17 protein-coding genes are annotated in these 17,630 nt (G+C 73.1%); 7 read left to right on the top strand and 10 right to left on the bottom strand.

The genetic code is table 11. The features are described 5' to 3' along the window. Positions 1–11 precede the first annotated feature (11 nt). On the bottom strand, positions 12–341 hold the full coding sequence (locus ACWEPF_RS10115; protein ID WP_345281573.1) for a MazG-like family protein: 330 nt from the start codon (positions 339–341) through the stop codon (positions 12–14). A 235-nt stretch (positions 342–576) separates the two neighbouring features. Between ACWEPF_RS10115 and ACWEPF_RS10110 the strand changes: the two genes are divergently transcribed. After that, positions 577–1,602 carry a DUF4190 domain-containing protein gene (locus tag ACWEPF_RS10110; protein ID WP_452172213.1) on the top strand — a complete coding sequence of 342 codons (1,026 nt, stop codon included), beginning with the start codon at positions 577–579 and terminating at the stop codon, positions 1,600–1,602. 57 nt (positions 1,603–1,659) lie between these two features. On the opposite strand, the gene ACWEPF_RS10105 is transcribed toward ACWEPF_RS10110, so the two are convergent. The 5 genes from ACWEPF_RS10105 to ACWEPF_RS10085 all read right to left on the bottom strand — a co-directional run bounded on the left by ACWEPF_RS10105 (position 1,660) and on the right by ACWEPF_RS10085 (position 6,849). Next, positions 1,660–2,430 (bottom strand): hypothetical protein, encoded by a 771-nt coding sequence (locus ACWEPF_RS10105; RefSeq protein WP_452172212.1) that lies wholly within the window; start codon positions 2,428–2,430, stop codon positions 1,660–1,662. A 34-nt stretch (positions 2,431–2,464) separates the two neighbouring features. Beyond that, positions 2,465–3,685 (bottom strand): hypothetical protein, encoded by a 1,221-nt coding sequence (locus ACWEPF_RS10100; RefSeq protein ID WP_452172211.1) that lies wholly within the window; start codon positions 3,683–3,685, stop codon positions 2,465–2,467. Beyond that, positions 3,682–4,809 (bottom strand): HesA/MoeB/ThiF family protein, encoded by a 1,128-nt coding sequence (locus ACWEPF_RS10095; protein WP_452172210.1) that lies wholly within the window; start codon positions 4,807–4,809, stop codon positions 3,682–3,684. Before ACWEPF_RS10095 ends, ACWEPF_RS10100 begins: the two co-directional genes overlap by 4 nt. 282 nt (positions 4,810–5,091) lie before the next feature. Then, positions 5,092–6,399 carry an ABC transporter substrate-binding protein gene (locus tag ACWEPF_RS10090; protein ID WP_452172209.1) on the bottom strand — a complete coding sequence of 436 codons (1,308 nt, stop codon included), beginning with the start codon at positions 6,397–6,399 and terminating at the stop codon, positions 5,092–5,094. A 12-nt stretch (positions 6,400–6,411) separates the two neighbouring features. After that, positions 6,412–6,849 (bottom strand): ATP-binding protein, encoded by a 438-nt coding sequence (locus ACWEPF_RS10085; protein WP_452172208.1) that lies wholly within the window; start codon positions 6,847–6,849, stop codon positions 6,412–6,414. A gap of 148 nt (positions 6,850–6,997) precedes the next feature. Between ACWEPF_RS10085 and ACWEPF_RS10080 the strand changes: the two genes are divergently transcribed. Continuing rightward, positions 6,998–7,675, top strand: coding sequence for a GntR family transcriptional regulator (locus tag ACWEPF_RS10080; protein WP_452172207.1), 678 nt, complete (start codon positions 6,998–7,000; stop codon positions 7,673–7,675). A gap of 184 nt (positions 7,676–7,859) precedes the next feature. Here the strand turns inward: ACWEPF_RS10080 and ACWEPF_RS10075 are convergent, their stop codons facing one another. After that, positions 7,860–8,636, bottom strand: coding sequence for an SDR family NAD(P)-dependent oxidoreductase (locus ACWEPF_RS10075; protein ID WP_452172206.1), 777 nt, complete (start codon positions 8,634–8,636; stop codon positions 7,860–7,862). Positions 8,637–8,710: 74 nt separating this feature from the next. Between ACWEPF_RS10075 and ACWEPF_RS10070 the strand changes: the two genes are divergently transcribed. From ACWEPF_RS10070 to ACWEPF_RS10050, 5 genes are all read left to right on the top strand, one after another. Then, complete coding sequence (locus ACWEPF_RS10070; protein WP_452172205.1) at positions 8,711–9,361, top strand: bifunctional 4-hydroxy-2-oxoglutarate aldolase/2-dehydro-3-deoxy-phosphogluconate aldolase; 651 nt, start codon at positions 8,711–8,713, stop codon at positions 9,359–9,361. Positions 9,362–9,375: 14 nt separating this feature from the next. Then, positions 9,376–10,287 (top strand): sugar kinase, encoded by a 912-nt coding sequence (locus ACWEPF_RS10065; protein WP_452172293.1) that lies wholly within the window; start codon positions 9,376–9,378, stop codon positions 10,285–10,287. Then, positions 10,284–11,216 carry an SMP-30/gluconolactonase/LRE family protein gene (locus ACWEPF_RS10060; protein WP_452172204.1) on the top strand — a complete coding sequence of 311 codons (933 nt, stop codon included), beginning with the start codon at positions 10,284–10,286 and terminating at the stop codon, positions 11,214–11,216. The genes ACWEPF_RS10065 and ACWEPF_RS10060 overlap by 4 nt, the downstream gene beginning before the upstream one ends. 60 nt (positions 11,217–11,276) lie before the next feature. After that, complete coding sequence (locus ACWEPF_RS10055) at positions 11,277–12,545, top strand: MFS transporter (protein ID WP_452172203.1); 1,269 nt, start codon at positions 11,277–11,279, stop codon at positions 12,543–12,545. A gap of 63 nt (positions 12,546–12,608) precedes the next feature. Next, positions 12,609–13,784, top strand: coding sequence for a mandelate racemase/muconate lactonizing enzyme family protein (locus ACWEPF_RS10050; protein ID WP_452172202.1), 1,176 nt, complete (start codon positions 12,609–12,611; stop codon positions 13,782–13,784). A gap of 728 nt (positions 13,785–14,512) precedes the next feature. On the opposite strand, the gene ACWEPF_RS10045 is transcribed toward ACWEPF_RS10050, so the two are convergent. The 3 genes from ACWEPF_RS10045 to ACWEPF_RS10035 are packed head-to-tail and all read right to left on the bottom strand — an operon-like array spanning position 14,513 to position 17,614. Then, entirely contained in the window at positions 14,513–15,352 is an 840-nt protein-coding gene (locus tag ACWEPF_RS10045; protein ID WP_452172201.1) for a carbohydrate ABC transporter permease, read from the bottom strand. Beyond that, positions 15,349–16,299 carry a carbohydrate ABC transporter permease gene (locus tag ACWEPF_RS10040; RefSeq protein ID WP_452172200.1) on the bottom strand — a complete coding sequence of 317 codons (951 nt, stop codon included), beginning with the start codon at positions 16,297–16,299 and terminating at the stop codon, positions 15,349–15,351. Before ACWEPF_RS10040 ends, ACWEPF_RS10045 begins: the two co-directional genes overlap by 4 nt. A gap of 4 nt (positions 16,300–16,303) precedes the next feature. After that, positions 16,304–17,614 carry an ABC transporter substrate-binding protein gene (locus tag ACWEPF_RS10035; protein ID WP_452172199.1) on the bottom strand — a complete coding sequence of 437 codons (1,311 nt, stop codon included), beginning with the start codon at positions 17,612–17,614 and terminating at the stop codon, positions 16,304–16,306. Between the last annotated feature and the right edge of the window lie 16 nt (positions 17,615–17,630).

Here is a 17,630-nt window from a genome sequence, read left to right as displayed (position 1 = left end):
GGCCGTGTCGGTCAGGAGGTGCGGTCCTCGCGCAGCCCGGCGCGGTCGGTGACACCGCGCAGGTGCTCCTCGAAGTACCAGGCGGGGTCGCCGCCCATCCGGGCCAGCATCACCATGCCGGTGACGATCACGTCGCACACCTCCGCCCGGACGTCGTCCCAGGTGTGGGAGAAGCCCTTGCGCGGATTCTCGCCGAGGGCGCCGATGACGGCTTCGGCGACCTCTCCGCACTCCTCCTGGAGCTTGACGGTCTGCACCAGCCACTGCTGTTCGAGCGGCAGGCTGGACGCCGAACTCAGGTGTTCTGCATGGACGTTGATGCTCTGCCAGGTCTCGTTCACGGAGTCGATGATGGCGTTGTTCGATTCTGGTGTTCAACCCGGGCGGTTCCCGGCGAACCCGGCCCGAACGGTGCCTTTTCGATCAGGGCCTTCCGCCGGTCCCGGCCAGAGCCGGGGCCAGAGCCGGGGCCCCGTCCTCGGACCTCGGGCCTCGGAGCGAGGACGGGGCCCGCTCGGCTATGGTCGCGTGACCGCCGCCTCGGCGATCTTCGACTCACAGGGGAGCCACGCAAAGGTGTCATCGATACCCGACCCGCACGGTGCCGTCGCCGACCGGGCCGCCGACAGCCCGGTCGCCGGAGCGCCGGAGCCCGAACCGGCCGGCAGCGAGCGCGGGGCGACCGCGGCGCTCGTCCTCGGGGTGCTGGGGTTCACCGGGATCGGTGCGCTGGCCGGGATCGGCGTCGGCCTGGCCGCGTTGCGCCCGCAGGGTGGCCGTCCGCGCCGGCGGCGCGGGCGCGCGGTCACGGGTGTGGTCCTGTCGGTGGCCTGGCTCGTGGCGCTGGCGCTGGTCGTCCCGGGACTGCTGGACCGCCCGGCCCCGAAGGTGGCGGGGAAGGCCCCGGAGGAGAAGACCCTGCTGGTGGAGCTGACCACGGGTCAGTGCCTCGTGGAGGTGGTCGCGGTCGGCAGGCTCGAGGACGCGCTGGCCACCGTGCCGTGCGACCGGCCGCACCACGCGGAGGTCACTGCCGTGGCCAGCCTGCCCGGTCGTGAACTCCCCGACGACGCGGTGCTCGGCCGGAAGTGCGCGGGCGTGCGAGGGGACTACGCCCCCGACGCCCTGCGGCTGCCCGAGGACGCGGGAAGCCGAATGATCATCATTGACGATCACATGAAGGTCGTCTGTCTGATCGAGACGGAGCAGGCCCGCAGCGGTTCGCTCCGGCAGGACGCCGGCCTGCTCTCCACCAAGCAGATGGCCTACCTCGCCGCCACCCGCGACTTGGAGGTGCTCCTGACCACCTGGCCGGACAAGGCGGTCGCCGACGCGGTCGAGGAGCACCGTGAGTACGCCCGCCAGGTGGCCGACGCCGTCACGGGCACCCGGGCGGCGATCGACGGCCGCGACTGGGGCAGCTCCAAGAAGCCGCTGGTGGACAAGTACCGCCTCGAACTCGACGAGCTGGCCGCCCTCGCCCGGACCGTGCGCACGGATCAGAACACCGCGACGGTGGAACGGGCCGTATCCGACCTCCGGGACCTGGCCTTCGGCCGCGCCAACCGCGACCTGCGGATGGAGATCGGACTCTCCGGCTGACCCGGGGACACGGTCCCGCTCGTGAGCTCCGCGTCGCTGGCCTCCGGCGGGCCGGGGTCAGAGCCGCAGCTGCCCGTCGAAGCCGTCGTGGCCGGCGCCGGGTGCCGTCAGGGCGAGCCAGCCGTGGCCGCGGACCGGGGTGTCGGCGTCGATCGTGGCCGGGTCCACCGAGAGGTGTGCGGCGGCGGTGTTGACGTCGGTGGTCTCCGCCCGGCCGGGGTCGTCGGCGTAGGCCTCGTACTCGTCCGGGTCCTCCGCGAAGTCCGCCTCGGTCAGCACGGTCTCCCAGGGCAGCGGCGTTCCGGTCCACTCGGAGTCCTCGTGGCGCCAGTAGCCCCGGACCACCTCGCCGTCCTCGGCCGCCGCCCAGATCACCGCGTCGGCGAACGGGTCCTGGTAGTACACCTGGGCCCGGCCGCACGCCTTGCTGAGCCGCTCGATCACCTCGTGCAGGCCCCAAGCGGTCGTCCCCAGCGGCTCGTTGGCGTAGATCAGCCGCCAGCCCGCGTACTCGGGCGTGACGTACACCCGGTGCACCGCCTCCGGTGCGTACTTGGTGTCCTCCTGCTGCGCCTCCTGCCCGTACCGCGCCGTCACCGGGATCCGCTCGTGCAGGCCCAGCACCTCGAAGGCGGCCTCGTACGTCTCGCCCGGCACCGCCAGCCACCAGTGGTCGGGCTGCTCCTCGGGGCTTTCGGCGGCGAAGGCCTCGCGGGCGAGCCGCTCCCACCCGGCGCGGTCGTGGCCGGCGGACGTGGAGGTGGGGGTGGCCAGCAACACGTCGACCAGGCGGGCGAGATCGGCATCGGCGGGGATCACGGTGTTCATTCCGGCGAGTCTAGGCCGACCGGCTGACGCCGCGTCACGAGACGGGCGGGCCCTGGCCGTGGGCGGCCGCGCGGCGTTCGCGGACGGTGACGGTGAGGAGGGTGCCGAGGTTGAGGGTGAGGATCAGGAGGAAGCCGAGGCCGTCGAGGCGGGAGAGCAGGTCGCTGGAGGTGAGGGCCTCGACGGAGCGGCGGACCAGGGAGACGGTGGCCGGGACGACCAGCCAGCAGAGGTTGGCGAGGGCGATCAGGATGCCGAGGACGTGCAGGGGGAGGTAGCGGCGGATGATGCGCTGCTCGCGCTCCGGGATGCCGGTGAGGGGGGTCGGGGGGCGCCCGCGCAGACGGTTCGTCAGGTTGTGCAGCATCAGGCGGGCGTCGGCGTTGAGGTTGCCGAGGCGGAGCCAGTTGGTGAGCACGTAGTAGAGGTCGGTGCGCAGGAACACCGCGCACTGGAAGACGAACTGGACGGCGCACAGGTAGGCCACGGCCCGGGCGTAGCCGCTGTCGAGGCCGGACAGGCGCAGCGTCCAGCAGACCAGCAGGACGGACAGGTCGAAGGTGATGCCGGCCAGGTAGGGGGCGTAGCGCTCCTTGCGGGGGAGGGCGCGCACGCCGGTCATGTCGGTCTGGGCGACCAGGAAGTACATCCGGCGGCCGACCGAGAGCGAGCCGACGCAGCCCCTGGCACGGGCGGTGAGGAGGTGGGCCAGCTCGTGCAGGAAGATCAGGGCCCAGCCGATCAGGGTGAGGACGATCATGCTGGTCATCGGGCGGGGGTGGACGAGGGCGTCGCCGGAGCGCGGGAGGAGTTCGGGGCGGGCCAGCAGGAGCGCGGGCACGGCGAGCCAGACCAGGGCGTACAGCACGCGCAGAGGTGGTGCGAGGAGCCAGCCGACGGCCGACTGCGGGAGGCCCGACAGCAGCCGCCATCCGCGCGGCCGGGTGGCCTCGGCCGTGGTGGCCTCGGCCTGGACGGCCCGCCCGTCGATCGCGCGGACGAAGCCGCACTCCTCCAGGGCGGCCAGGAAGTCCGCCAACTCCGGTGCCGATCCGTAGCGTTGGGTGAAGCGTTCGCCCGCCTCGGCGAGGGTGAGGCCGCTGGAGAGCCACTCGATGACGGCCACGCCCTCGCCCGGGAGGCCAATGAAGGTGCCGGTGTCGGGGCGCCCCACCTCGTGCACTCCGTCCTCGGGCGGTCCGATGTGCAGCGGGTGGAGTTCGACGGTGCTGGTGTCGGTCAGCGGGGTGGTCATGTCCGCTGCCCCGGAGTGGAGTCGGCGGGGACGGAGCAGGACGGACAGTCGGGCCGCCGGATGCCGTCCGCGTACTCGATCTCCATCCGCTGGAGGTCGAGGACCAGCCGGCGTCCCCGGATCGCCGGGACGGCCGCGCCGGTGAGCTGCTTGGTGACCTCCAGCGCGGTGATGTTGCCGACCAGGCCGGCCACCGGGGCGGTGCAGGGGTTGACCCCGGTCTCGCCGAGCTGCTCGACGATGTAGGTCGCGGCCGCGGCGTAGTCCGCGGACTGCTCGCGCGCGGTGCGCTGGACGCAGTCGAAGCAGGCCGTCTCGCGCGGGACGTGCAGGAAGGCGCTGACCGTCAGGCCGGAGTTGCCCGCCCGCACCCACGGGACGTCCTCCGCCAGGGCCGCCGCGTTGAACCACTCGTAGATCCGCAGCCGGGGCCGGTCGGCCGCGCAGACGACCAGGTCGCGGCCGGTGGTCCAGCGCCGGGCGTCCGCGACCCCCGCCACCCGGGCGACGTGCGCGGTGACGGCGGTGTGCGGGTTGACGGCGGCCAGGTGCTCGGCGGCGGCCTCCGCCTTCGGGCGGCCGATGTCCGAAGCGCCGTACAGGACCTGGCGGTTGAGGTTGGAGGGGTCGACCACGTCGTGGTCCACCAGGGTCAGCTCACCGACGCCGAGCGCGGCCAGCGACAGGGCGGTGAAGGTGCCGAGGCCGCCGAGGCCGACCACGGTGACCCGGGCCAGCTTCAGGCGCTCCTGGTGGTCGAAGCGGGTGGTGCCGGGCTGGTGGAAGTGCGAAAAGAACTCGAAGTTGCGGCGGTAGCGCACCACTTCGGCCTCGCTGAGCACCGCTGGGGGAGCGGCTGCGGCGTCCTCCAGGAAGCCGGCCTCGTCGAGACCGGCGACGGCCGCCACGACCTCCTCCGGGCGGACGGCCGGATCGAAACGGAGCATCGACTCGATGACCTGGGCCGTCGTCATGCTGCCGTCGAGGAGGTTCAGCAGGTGCCAGGTGTGCCCCCGGGCGTCGTCCTGCAGGTCGGCGGCGATGCCGAGGTCGGTGCCGAGCCGGATGCGGCCGTCGCCGAGGGGGATCGGGGGGAGGACGGGCTTCACTCTGGGCCGTATCACGGTGGTTCCTCTCCGCGCGCTGCGGACCGGGAGGGGAGTCGGCGGAGCGGCGGGGCCGCGGCCGACTCCCCGGCCGGGTGTGGATCAGCAGTCGTTGGTCAGCTCACAGCCGGCGGTGGTCTCGATCTTCTCGAGCCGGCGGACGACGATCGCCATGGGACACCTCCCTCCCGGGTGTCGGTGCTTCTGCGGGCCGTGGCCCCGAGTCGCACCACCATGACCCGCCCGGGGTCCCGGGCACATGAGCCCGATGTCCCCTGTCCGAGGCCACCCGACGGGGCGTCACTCCCCGCGCAGGGCCGTTCCGACCGCGGCGTCGACGTTCTGCAGGGCCTGCTCGGGCGGTGTCCGCCCGAGGGCGGCGGCCGGGATCTCGGCCTTCTGGGCCTCCCACCGGGCGGTGAAGCCGTGGCGCTGCTGGAGCAGCAGGTCCGGGGTGCTGCGGTCGAACTGGGCGGTGATCGCGGCCCAGCTGGTGTCGGTCCGGTAGTAGGACTCGACCTCGACCCTGGTGTCCGGGGAGACCTTGGCGACCTCGTACGGGAAGATGCCGTGGAACTCCATGAACCTGGCGCTGCGCTCGGGCGAGGCCAGCCAGCGCATGAACGAGCCGGCGGCCTGGGGGTCCGTCAGGTCCGAGCGCGCCACCAGGCTGTGGCCGCCGACGGCCGAGCAGCCGCTCTTCGGGCCGGTCGGCATCGGGGCGACGGCCCACTTGCCGTTGGTCTTCTCGTTGCCCGCGGCCACGTCGGAGATCACGCTCTGGTAGAAGGAGAACATGGCGACGTCGCCCTCGACGAAGCCCTTGAGGGCGCTGGCGCCGGGGGTCGAAGTCCGGTCCGCGTAGAAGGACTTGAGGTAGGCCAGTGCGGTCCGCCCGGCCGGGCCGTTCTGGGTGGAGGCCTTGAAGTCGGGCGAGGTGAGGGTGCCGCCGGCCTGGCAGAGCAGGCTCTCCCAGGTGGGGTTGACGGCGTTGAGGTGGTCGTCCATGCCCTTGAACTGCCAGCCCGTCACCTTCCTGCCGGCCGCCGCCGACTTGGTGGTGATCGTGGTGGCGGTGGACTTCAGCTCCTCCCAGGTCTTCGGGGGTGCGGTGAAGCCGTACTGCTGGAGCACGTCGGTGCGGTAGAGCAGGACGCCGACGTCGAAGTAGAGCGGGGCTCCGTAGAGCCGGCCCTGGTACTCGTTCACCTTCACCAGCGGGCGGAAGCGGCGGAGGTCCTCCGGGGTGTAGCCGAGGGCGTCGAGCGGGGCGAGCTTGGCGTGGGTGAGGTAGTCCAGTTCGAGGCCGTTGTTGGCCAGCCAGACGTCCGGGCCGTGGCCGTTCATGACGGCGTTCTTGATGGTGTCGCGGCCGTTCTGCCAGTCCAGCACGGTGAGTTCGACGGTCACCTTGTTCTGGGAGGCGTTGAAGTCGTCGACCAGGCGCCCGAGTTCGTACGGTCGGCCGATCCAGAACGGCATGGTCCAGAACGTGATGGTGGTGCGTCCGGTGGTGCGGGGTGCGGGTGGGGGCGAGCAGGCGGCCGCGGGGGTGAGGCAGCAGGCGGCCAGTGCGGCTGCCGTGATTCTTCGGGGGAGGGAAGCCATCGGCGAAGAATATTAGATATACGAAATCTGTTCCAGTGGTGCGGCCAGCTCCGCCCAGGCGAGCAGTCCGGCGGCCAGCGGGAGCACGCCCCAGGCGTCGCTCACGGCCGCCACCAGCTGCAGGCCGCGGCCGCTGCAGTCGGAGGCGGGCACCGGGGCGGCCGGATCGAAGCCCGGGCCGGAGTCCTCCACCTCCAGGCGCACGACATGGCGTCCCGGTTTCGGCTCGCACAGTGCGAGGGTGACCCGGGCCGGCGTGCCGGCGTGCCGGACGGCGTTGGTGGCGAGCTCGGTGGCGATCAGGGCGAGGTCGTCGGCCAGGCGGCCGAGCTGCCAGTCCGCCAGGGCGGCGGCGACGTGGCGTCGCAGCTGCCCCGGTGCCCGGTCGTCGGCGAGGAGGTCCCACCGGCGGACGAGGGGGTGGGAGGTGGTGGTGAGGGTGCGAGGCATCGGAGGCTCCTCGGCTGGAGGGGGCGTCGCTGAATATAGTATACGAAATCTGATCAATTGGGACGGGGTGCGGGCGGGCCGAAGTGGCTGGTGGTGGCGGTACGGGAAAGGCGGGTTCGATCCGGGGGATATCGCATACGATGAACGGATGGGACAGAGCAACTGGGCGGAGCGCATCCCCGCCGTGAAGAGCAAGGCCGACCTGGCCTACGAGAGCCTGCGCGGCGCCATCGCCCAGGGGGACCTCAAGCCGGGCGAGCGGATCAACATGGACGAACTCGCCCGGAACTTCGGCGTCAGCAAGATCCCGATCCGGGAGGCGGTGAAGCGGCTGGAGTCGGACGGCCTGCTGGTCTCCCGGGTGCACGCGGGCGTCACGGTGGCCGGGATCGACGTCAACGAGATGCGCGGAGTCTTCCTCGCGCGGGAGTCGATCGAGGCGCTGGTCGCGGAGCTGGCGGCGCAGCAGATCGACGACCGGCAGCTGGCGGAGCTGGAGGAGGTCCAGGAGGCCATGCGCGCCTCGCTGGCCGGGGGCGCGACGGGGGAGATGGCGGAGCTGAACTCCCGCTTCCACCGGCTGCTCGCCGAGGCGGCCGGCTACCGGGTACTCGGTGACCTGGTGGAGCAGCTGCTGCTGACGATCCGTCGGTACCGCATCACCGCGCCGCTGGGCGAGCGCAACTGGCGCTCGGTGGTCGAGGAGCACGACACGATCATCGCCGCGCTGCGCAGCCGCGACCCGCAGGCCGCCGCGGCCGCGGCGCGGGCCCACATCGGCTCGCAGGCGGCCCACGAGGTGGAGCAGGGCGAGGAGTCCGAGTAGGCCGGCGGAAGCGGGCCGGCTTCGGTCGGCGCCGGTCGGGGGCGGCCTGCGGCCGGCGGGTGGCGGCGACGGGCGTACGAGGCCGCGTGGGCCGGGCCGGGTGGTGGCCGGCGGGGCGGGGAGCGGCGGTGCACGAGGTCTTCGTGCGCCGCCGCTTCCGCGTTCGTCGGGCCCCGGGCCCCGGTCAGTGGGTGTGCAGCGGGGGCAGGCCGAGGCGTTCGCGGTGGGCGTCGCGCAGCAGGCTGGCCGGGCTGAGCACCGAGGCCCCGGCGTCCAGGACCAGTTCCGAGCCGGTCAGCGCGGCGGCCGCCGGGGAGGAGGCGAAGGCGACGGCGGCGGCGATGTCCTCGGGGGTGAGCAGGGTGCGCATGGGGTTGCTCTCCCGGAGTCGGACGAGGTCGTCCTCGCCCGGGGCGAGCCGTGACTCGGTGGCGGGGGTGCGCACCCAGCCGGGGGAGAGGGTCACGAAGCTGATCCCGTGGTGGCCGTAGTCCACGGCGAGCTGGCGGGTCAGGGCGGCGATGGCGCCCTTGGCGGCGGCGTAGGCGGGCAGCCCGGGGGCGGCGGTGCGGTGCAGGACGGAGCCGACGGTGACCACCGCGCCCGAGCCCGCGGCCGTCATCACGGGCAGCACCTCGCGGACGCAGTGGAAGACCGAGTCGAGGTTGACGGCCAGCACCTGCCGCCACTGCTGATCGGTCGTCAGGTGCAGCGGGGCGCCCTCGGTGACGCCCGCGCAGGTCACCAGGACGTCGAGACCGCCGAGCCGCGCCACGGCTGCGGCGACCGCGGAGCGGACCTGCTCGGGGTCGGTCACGTCGGCGTGGTGGTAGGCGACCCCGGGCAGTCCGGGGTCGGCCAGGTCGAGGGCGGCCACCCGGAGGCCGTCGGCGAGCAGGCGGGCGGCGACCGCGCGGCCGATGCCGCCCGCCGCGCCGGTGATCAGGGCTGTGCGGGCCATGGGGCCCCCTTTCGTCGTCTGCCACAGGAAGGTATACGATATCCCAAAATTCTCGACCGGCCCCGGAGGTACCCGTGCACGAAACCGACCTGCTCACAGCCCTGCGGGATCGCCGGATCCTGGCCGTCGTCAGGGGCAACGACCCCGACGCGGCCCTGGATGCGGTGCTCACCCTGTTCGGCAACGGCGTTCAACTGGTCGAGGTCTCGCTCACCACGGCCAACGCGCTGCACGTCCTGGAGCGGGCCCGTGCGGCCCTCGGTCCGTACGCGGCGCTCGGCGCCGGCACCCTGCTCACCGCGGCGGACGCCCGGGCGGCCGCGGCGGCCGGTGCGGCGTTCGCGGTGACCCCCGGGCTGACCGAGGCCGTCGGCGAGGCGCAGTCCCTCGGCATGCCGGTGCTCGCGGGCGCCGTCACCCCGACCGAGGTGGCCCAGGCCTACGCGGAGGGGGCGACGGCCGTGAAGCTCTTCCCCGGCAGCCTGGGCGGCCCGGCGTACCTGAGGGCCCTGCGGGATCCGTTCCCCGACGTCCCGTTCGTTCCGGTCGGTGGTGTGGCCGCCCGGGCCGCCCGGGAGTTCCTGGCGGCCGGCGCGCTCGCCGTCGGTGTCGGCGGCCCGCTGGTCGGGACCGCCGCCGACCGCGGTGGCGACACCGGCGGGCTGCTCGCCCGGATCGCCGAATTCCGCAGCCTCGCCGAGGAGTTCGCGTGCCCGACGTCCTGACCCTCGGCGAGGCCATGGCGGCCCTGCGGGCAGACCGGCCTCTGCAGCTCGGCGGCTCGCTCGCCCTGTCGGTGGCCGGTGCCGAGGCCAACGTGGCCATCGGGCTCTCCCGGCTCGGCCACTCCGTCCGCTGGGTCGGCGTCACCGGCGAGGACGAGTTCGGCCGCCTGGTGCGGCGCACCCTGCGGGCGGAGGGCGTCGACCTCTCCTGTGCCGCCGTCGACCAGGGCGGCGCTCCCACCGGACTGGTGGTCTTCGAACCCCGGGTGGCCGATCTGGTGCGGGTGGCCTACTACCGCGCCGGGTCGGCGGGTTCGCGGCTGGCGCCGCGTCATCTGGCCGCGGCCCTCGGCGAAGGCGCCTCCGTCGTCCACCTCACCGGTGTCACCGCCGCCCTCGGGCCCGGCCCCCGGGCGGCGGTGGAGGCGGCCGCCGGGTCGGACGGGGCCGCGATCTGCCTGGACGTCAACTACCGGTCCAAGCTGTGGTCGCGCGAGGCGGCGGGCGAGGCGCTGCGTCCGCTGGTGCCGCTGCTCGACGTCCTGGTGGCCTCCGACGACGAGCTGGAGCTGGCCGCACCGGCCGGGGCGGGCTGCGAGGCCGAGCGGGTCGAGGCGCTGCTGGCCCTGGGCGTCGGCGAGGTGGTGGTCAAGCGCGGCGCCGAGGGTGCCGAAGTCTTCACCGTGGACGGATCCGTCGCCAGGCCCGCCGTGCGGGTACCGGTCCGCGACACGGTCGGGGCCGGGGACGCCTTCGTCGCCGGGTACCTCTCCGGGCTGCTCGACCACCTGCCGGTGGAGGGGCGGCTCGAACGGGCCGTCACCACGGGCGCGTTCGCGGTCGCGGCGGCCGGGGACTGGGAGGGGCTGCCGTTCCGTCAGGAACTCGGCCTGCTGGGCGCCGCGCCCGGCGCGACGCTCCGGTGACGGCCGCCGAGCACGGTGCTTCCGGGCCGGGACCCGGCGGCGATGCGCCTGGTTCGGGCTCCGGGGGCTGGCGGGAGTGGTGCCCCGGGCGGTTCCAGCTGGCCGAAGGCGCGCGCTGGCACGGGGGTCGGCTGTACTTCACCGACCTGCTCCGCGGCGTCCTCCACAGCAGCGGGCCGACGGGTGACCTGCGGACGGAGGCCGAGCTGGACGTCCCGCTCGGTGCGGCCGCGCCCGTGGCGGGCCGGGAGGGCGAGTGGATCGCCGCCGCCGGGGCGGGGGTTGTCCGGCTGGCCCCGGGGGCGCCGCCCCGGTGGACCGCCCGGCCGGAGGCCGACGCGCCGCGCCCGATGCGGATGAACGACGCCGCCTGCGATCCGGCGGGCCGGTTCTGGGCCACCAGCATGGCGGCGGACGCGGCGCCCGGAGCCGGTGCGCTGTACCGCACCGACCCGGACGGCTCGGTGCACCGGGTGCTGACCGGGCTGACCGTCCCGAACGGGCCCGCCTTCGCGCCGGACGGCCGCACCCTCTACCTGGCCGACAGTGCCAGGGGCGTGATCACGGCCCATCAGGTGGCCCCGGAGAGCGGCCGGTTGGGGCCCTCGCGGCTGCTGGCCGGCCCGGCCCGGCTGGCCGGGAGGCCGGACGGCATGGCGGTGGACGACCGGGGCTTCCTCTGGGTCGCCCGCTGGGGCGCCGGTCGGGTGCACCGGTACGACCCGTACGGGGGGCTGCGCGAGAGCGTGAGCGTGCCGACCGCCCACGTGAGCAGCGTGGCCTTCGGCGGCGGGTGGATGTTCGTCACCACCGCGCTGCACCGCCTGGCGGAGCCGGACCCGTGGGCGGGGGCGGTGCTGGCCCGTCCGTGCGGGGTGACGGCCCCGCCGGTGGCGCCGTACCGCGAGGGGCGGTGGCGCCCCCTCTAGCGGATATTTCGTATATCGAATACGTTTATGGTCTCTGTTGCGGCGAACAAGGGCAGCACGATGAGCAACACCCCCGAGGGCAGCGGCACGCGTCGCAGGATGATCGCCGGCACGGTCGGCACCGTCCTGGAGTGGTACGACTTCAGCCTCTACGGACTCGCCTCCGCCCTGGTCTTCGGCCCGCTCTTCTTCGGCTCCGCCGACACCGCCGCCACCCTGGCCTCCTTCGCCACCTTCGGCGTGGGCTTCGCCGCCCGACCGCTCGGGGGCCTGCTCTTCGGGCACCTCGGCGACCGGGTCGGCCGCAAGAAGGTCCTGCTGCTCACCCTGATCGCGATGGGCGTCGCCACCACCCTGGTCGGCGCCCTGCCCACCGAGGCCGTCGCGGGAGCGTGGGCACCCGTGCTGCTGATCGCGCTGAGGATCTGTCAGGGCGTCGCGGTGGGCGGCGAGTTCGCCGGCGCCACGCTGCTCACCGTGGAGAGCGCGCCCGACGGACGGCGCGGCCTGCACGGCGCCGTCCCCGCGATGGGCACCGGCGCGGGCTTCGTGCTCGCCACCGCCGTCTTCGGCACCGTCTCGCTGCTCCCCGACGAGGCCTTCCTCGGCTGGGGCTGGCGCGTCCCCTTCCTGCTCAGCGCCGCCCTGGTCGTCTTCGGCCTCTGGCTGCGCCGGGGCATCGAGGAGACGCCCGTCTTCCACGCCCTGCGGGAGAGCGGCGGCACCGTCCGCTTCCCGCTCGGCGCCCTGCTGCGCCACCACCCGCGCGCGCTGCTGCGCGTCGTCGGCATCACCGTCTCCGGCTTCGTCTGGGGCTACCTGATCCAGGCCTTCGCCCTCTCCTACGCCACCAAGGACCTGGGCATCCCCCGCTCCACCGTGCTCTGGGCGGTGGCGCTCGCCTCCGCCCTGGAGATCGTGGCGATCCCGTTCTGGGGCTGGCTCTCGGACCGCCTGGGCCGGCGCGTCGTCGTCTGCGCCGGGCTGGTCTGCACCGCCGCCTACGCCTTCCCGTTCTTCCGGCTGCTGGAGACCAGGAGCGTGCCGCTCGTGTTCCTGGCCCTGGTGGTCGCGATCCCGCTCTGCAAGGACATGGTCTTCGGCCCGCAGGCCGCCCTGGTCGCCGAGCAGTTCGACGCCCCGGTCCGGTTCAGCGGCGTGAGCGTCGGTCGCGAACTCGGCGGGGCGCTGTTCGGCGGCACCGCCCCGTTCATCGGCACCGCCCTGGTGGCCGCCACCGGATCCGCCACCCCTGTCGTCCTCTACGTCCTGGCCGGCTGCGCCGTCACCGCCGCCGCCGTCCTCACCGCCCGTACCCCAACCGCCTGATCCCCCCTCAGACCGCCCTCCCCGTACCCGAGGAGAGGGCACGGCACCCCAGGAGAACCGCCCGTGACCACCCAGCCCCTGCGCATCACCAAGGTCGAGGCCCTCGCCCTGTCCGCCAGCTTCGACGACCTCTACGACTCGCCCGAGGACGTGCCGGACTGGCTGCGCTACCCCGCCTCCAGCCACCTGGTGCTGCCCCGCCGGGGCCAGTACGCGACGCTGGTCAAGGTGCACACCGAGGACGGCTCGGTCGGCATCGGCGAGGCGTACGGGCTGCCCAGCCCGCAGGTCACCGCGACCGTGGTGGCCACCGTGCTGGCCCCCCTGCTGATCGGCCAGGACGCGCTGGCCACCGGCGCGATATGGGAGCGGCTGTTCAAGGGCCAGGCCGCCGGCGGCCACAACCGGGGCTTCTACCTGGAGGCCATGGCCGGCATCGACCTCGCCCTGTGGGACCTGCGCGGCAAGCTGGCCGGCCTCCCCGTGCACCGCCTGCTCGGCGGACCGATCCGGGAGACCGTCGACTGCTACGCCAGCCCCGTCGCCCTGCACGCCGACCCGGAGGACTCCGCCCGCCAGGCGCTCGGCTTCGTCGAGCAGGGATTCAAGGCGTTCAAGGTCAAGATCGGCCGCGGCGAGCGCACCGACCGGGCCCACCTCACCGCCGTCCGGGCCGCCGTCGGCGAGGACGTGGAGATCCTCACCGACGTCAACTGCGCCTACGACCTCGACCAGGCCACCCGGGTCGGCGCCGTCCTCGCCGACCTCGGCATCTCCTGGTACGAGGAGCCGCTCCAGGTCGACGACCTCGCCAACCTGGCCGAGCTGCGCCGCCGCACCGGCCTGACGATCGTCAACGGCGAGACCCACTTCACCCGCTTCGACATGCGGGACTCCCTGGTCCAGCACGCCATCGACGTCTTCATGCCGAACGTCGCGCGCTGCGGCGGCATCACCGAGGCGATGCGGCTCTCCGCGCTGGCCTCCGCCTTCCACGTCGACATCGCCCCGCACGGCGTCGGCTCCGGGGTCAGCCTCTGCGCGGCGCTCCAGCTCTGCGCCGCCACGCCGAACCTGCGCACCTACGAGTACAACCGGCTGCCCAACCCGATCCGGGAGAACATCCTGCTCAACCCGCCGAAGTTCACCGACGGCGCGCTGGTCGTCCCCACCGGCCCGGGCCTCGGCTTCGAGCTCGACGAGGACGCCGTCGACCGCTACGTGGTCGCCCGCTTCTGACACCCCCGCAGACCGTCGGGCCGGCACCCCCACGGCCGGCCCGGCCCCGAACGTGGCGGACGGCGCCTGCCCTGACCCCGTCCGCCACTCCCGCTCCGGCCCCTCCGCCGGTGGCCTCCGGGCCCCGGCCAGCGGCGGGGGAGGACCGGCCCCGCGAGCCCGGGTCGCACCACGGCACCGTCAGCCGTGGCGCGGCCCGGGCTTCGTGCGTTCGTCCCCCTGACCCGTGTGCTGGGCACCGCCGTCAGCCAGGAGCTGGCGTACGGCGGGCTGGGGAGCGGCTTCCTGTGCGCCAACTCGGGCGGCACCCGGCTGTCCGCCGGGCTGAACGACGGCATCCACCTGGTGGAGACGCAGACCCTCACCGAGGTCCGGAGCGAGGACACCGACCCCGGCCGGATCCTGGACGAGCCGGTGTGGGACGCGGTGATCGGCCACCGGCGACGACGCGTACGAGGGCGTGGTCCTGGCCGCGCGGACGCTGGAGCGGGGGGCGTCCCGCTGGCCCCGGCGGGAGAGTCGTCGGCGCCGATGGTCAGCGCGATGAGCGGCGGGCCCGACGGCGCGCTGTTCCCGTCACCTTCGGCGGGTTCGTCATCGCCACACCGGTGGGCGAGGACCCGCTGGTCTGACGGAACGTCGGGAGGGCCCGGCCGACGCCTCCCTCTGGCGTCGGCCGGGCCCTCCCGACCTGCACCGGCGCTTCCGACGCCGGGGTGTGACGGTTACTACTCCTTGACCGCTCCGCCGGTGAGGCCGCGGACGAAGGTCCGCTGGAGGAGGACGAAGGCGAGCACCACGGGGATCGCGGCCAGGACCGAGCCGGCCATCAGGAGGTCCCAGCGGGGGGCGAACTGGTTCTGGAACTGGGCCAGTCCGACCGGGAGGGTGCGCAGGAGCTCGTCGTTGGTGACGAGGGAGGGCCAGGCGAACTCGCCCCAGGTCCACATGAACTTGAGGACCGCGACGGTGCCCAGGGCCGGCCAGGAGTTGGGCAGCAGGATGCTGACCAGGGTGCGCAGCCGGCCGGCGCCGTCGATGGCGGCGGCCTCGTCCAGCTGGACGGGCAGGGTGATGAAGTGCTGGCGCAGCAGGAAGATGCCGGTGGGGCTGGCCAGGAAGGGGATGATCAGGGCCCAGTAGGTGTCGATCCAGTCCAGGTCGCGCATCACCAGGTAGAGCGGGACGAGGATGACCTGGGTGGGGATCATCAGGGTGGCCAGGATCAGGGTGAGCACGGCCTGGCGGCCGCGGAAGCGGATCCGGGAGAGCCCGTAGGCGGCGAGGGTGTCGAAGACCAGGTTCCCGGCGACCACGGCCCCGGCCACCAGCACCGAGTTGAGGAACCAGCGGCCGTACGGGAAGGCGGAGACCACCTCCGTGTAGGCGTCGCCGGTGAGGTGACGGGGGATCAGGCCCTGCCCGCTGCCGACCAGGTCCTCCAGGGGCTGGAAGGAGGTGAGCAGCATCCAGAGCACCGGGAGCCCGGCGAAGACGGTGACCGCGGTGAGCCACAGGGCCGGTGCGAGACGGGAGGGGGACGGCGGGGACGCCGGGGACTTGCTCACGACTCCTCCCGGGAGGTCAGCTTCAGGCGGACGAGGGTGATCGCCAGCAGGATCACGAACAGCACCACCGAGGCGGCGGAGGCCACGCCCACGTCGGTCAGCAGGCGGGTGTAGATGAAGGTGACCACGGTCAGCGTCGCGGTGCCCGGGCCGCCCTCGGTCATCACCCAGACCTGGTCGAAGACCTTGAAGGAGTTGAAGAGCAGGAGGAGGAAGACGGCGGCGGTGGCGGGCTTGAGCATCGGCAGCGTGATGGAGCGGAACTGCCGCCAGGGGCCGGCCCGGTCGATGGTGGCCGCCTCGTAGATCTCGTCCGGGATGCGCTGGAGCCCGCCGAGCAGGATCAGCGCGTAGATGCCGAACTCCTTCCAGATGCTCACCACCGCGACGGCGGGCAGCGCCAGGTCGTTGTCGAACAGCCAGCGGGCGCCGTCCGCGCCGAACAGGCCGATCAGGGTGTTGACCAGCCCGTGGTCGGGCTCGTACATCCACTTCCACACCAGGCCCGCGACCACCATCGGGATGACGGCGGGCAGCACGGTGACGGTGCGCACGAAGCGGGCGGAGGCGAGTTCGCGGTTGGCGGCCATCGCGGTGGCCAGGGCCAGCACGTAGGTGCCGATCAGCGTGACCACGGTGAAGACCACCGTGTTGACCAGGCTCTGACGGAAGGTGCCCGCCCCGAGGATGGTGGTGTAGTTCTCCGCGCCGACGAAGGTGCGCGGGCCCAGCATGTTCCAGTGGTCGGTGCTCAGCAGCATCGACTGGAGCATCGGGTAGAAGGTGAAGCCCAGGATCAGCAGCAGGGCCGGGCCCACCGAGAGCCAGCCGGCCAGCGCGCCGGTCGGGCGGCGCCTGCGGCGGCGGGGCTCGGGGGTGGCGGTGCGGCGTTCGGCGGCGGTGCTGCCGGGTGGGTGCTTGGCGGGGAGTTCGGTCACGGTCGTCATCGCCTCACTCCTTGCCGAGGGCCTGGCCGACCAGCTCGTCGACGGTCTTGAGGGCCTTGTCGACCGGGGCCTGGCCGTTGACGCCGGCCACGATGTTGGCCTTCTGGGCGTCCCAGCGGGCCTGGAAGGCGTGCCGGTCCTGGAGCACCAGGTCGGGGGTGTTGCGGCCCAACTGCTCGAAGATGGCCGCCCAGTTGGGGTCGGCCTTCACCTTGCCGTCGACGGTGGCCTTCACGGCCGGGTCCACCTTGGCCAGGTCGTACGGGAAGATCGCGTGGAAGTCCATGTACTGGGCGCTGCGCTCGGGCGAGGCCAGCCAGCGCATGAAGGTGCCGGCGCCGCTCAGGTTCTTGCTCGCCGAGCTGGCCACCAGGCTGTGGCCGCCGACCATGGAGCAGCCGCTCTTGGGGCCGGTGGGCATCGGCGCGACGGCCCACTTGCCCTCGGTCTTGGCGCCGCCGGTCTGGACGTTGGCGATGACGGACTGGAAGAACGGGAACATCGCGACGTCGCCGCTGATGAAGCCGTTCAGGGCGCTGGTGCCGGTGGGGGAGATCTTCTCGGTGTAGAAGGACTTCATGTACTCCATGGCGGTGCGCCCGGCCTCGGAGTTCTGGGTGGAGGTCTTGAAGTCGGCGGAGGTGAGGGTGCCGCCGGCCTGGCAGAGGAAGCTCTCCCAGGTGGAGTTGATGGCGTTGAGGTGGTCGTCCATGCCCTTGAACTGCCAGCCCGTCACCTTCTTGCCGGACTCGGCCGACTTGGTGGTGATGGTGGAGGCCGTGGACTTCAGCTCCTCCCAGGTCTTCGGGGGTGCGGTGAAGCCGTACTGCCGGAGGACGTCGGTGCGGTAGAGCATCACGTCGACGTCGAAGTAGAGCGGGGCGCCGTGCATCTTGCCGTCGTACTCGTCGATCTTGGCGAGCGGCAGGAACTTGGCGGTGTCGGCGGCGGTGTAGCCGAGCTTGTCGAGCGGGGCCAGCGCGCCGGCCTTGAGGTAGTCGAGCTCCAGGCCGTTGTTCATCAGCCAGACGTCCGGGCCCTTGCCGGCGGCGATGGCCTGCTTGATCTTGTCGCGGCCGTCCTTCCACTCCAGCAGGGTGAGCTCGACCTTCACCTTGGACTGCGAGGCGTTGAACTCGTCCACCAGGGCCTTGACCTTGGTGTCCTGGCCGATCCAGTACGGCATGGACCAGAACTTGACCGTGGTCGGGCCGGCGGACTCCGAGGACCCGCTGCCGGTGGAACAGGCCGAGGCGGCGAGCGCGAAGGCGGACGCCAGCGAGAGGGCGGCGATGCGACGGCGGAGTGGTGCCATGGGTGGGTCTCCTCGT

The sequence above is a fragment of the Kitasatospora sp. NPDC004289 genome (assembly GCF_053602875.1).
Note: the sequence above shows the minus strand (reverse complement) of the source record. Positions and strands in the feature narration are given on the sequence as shown.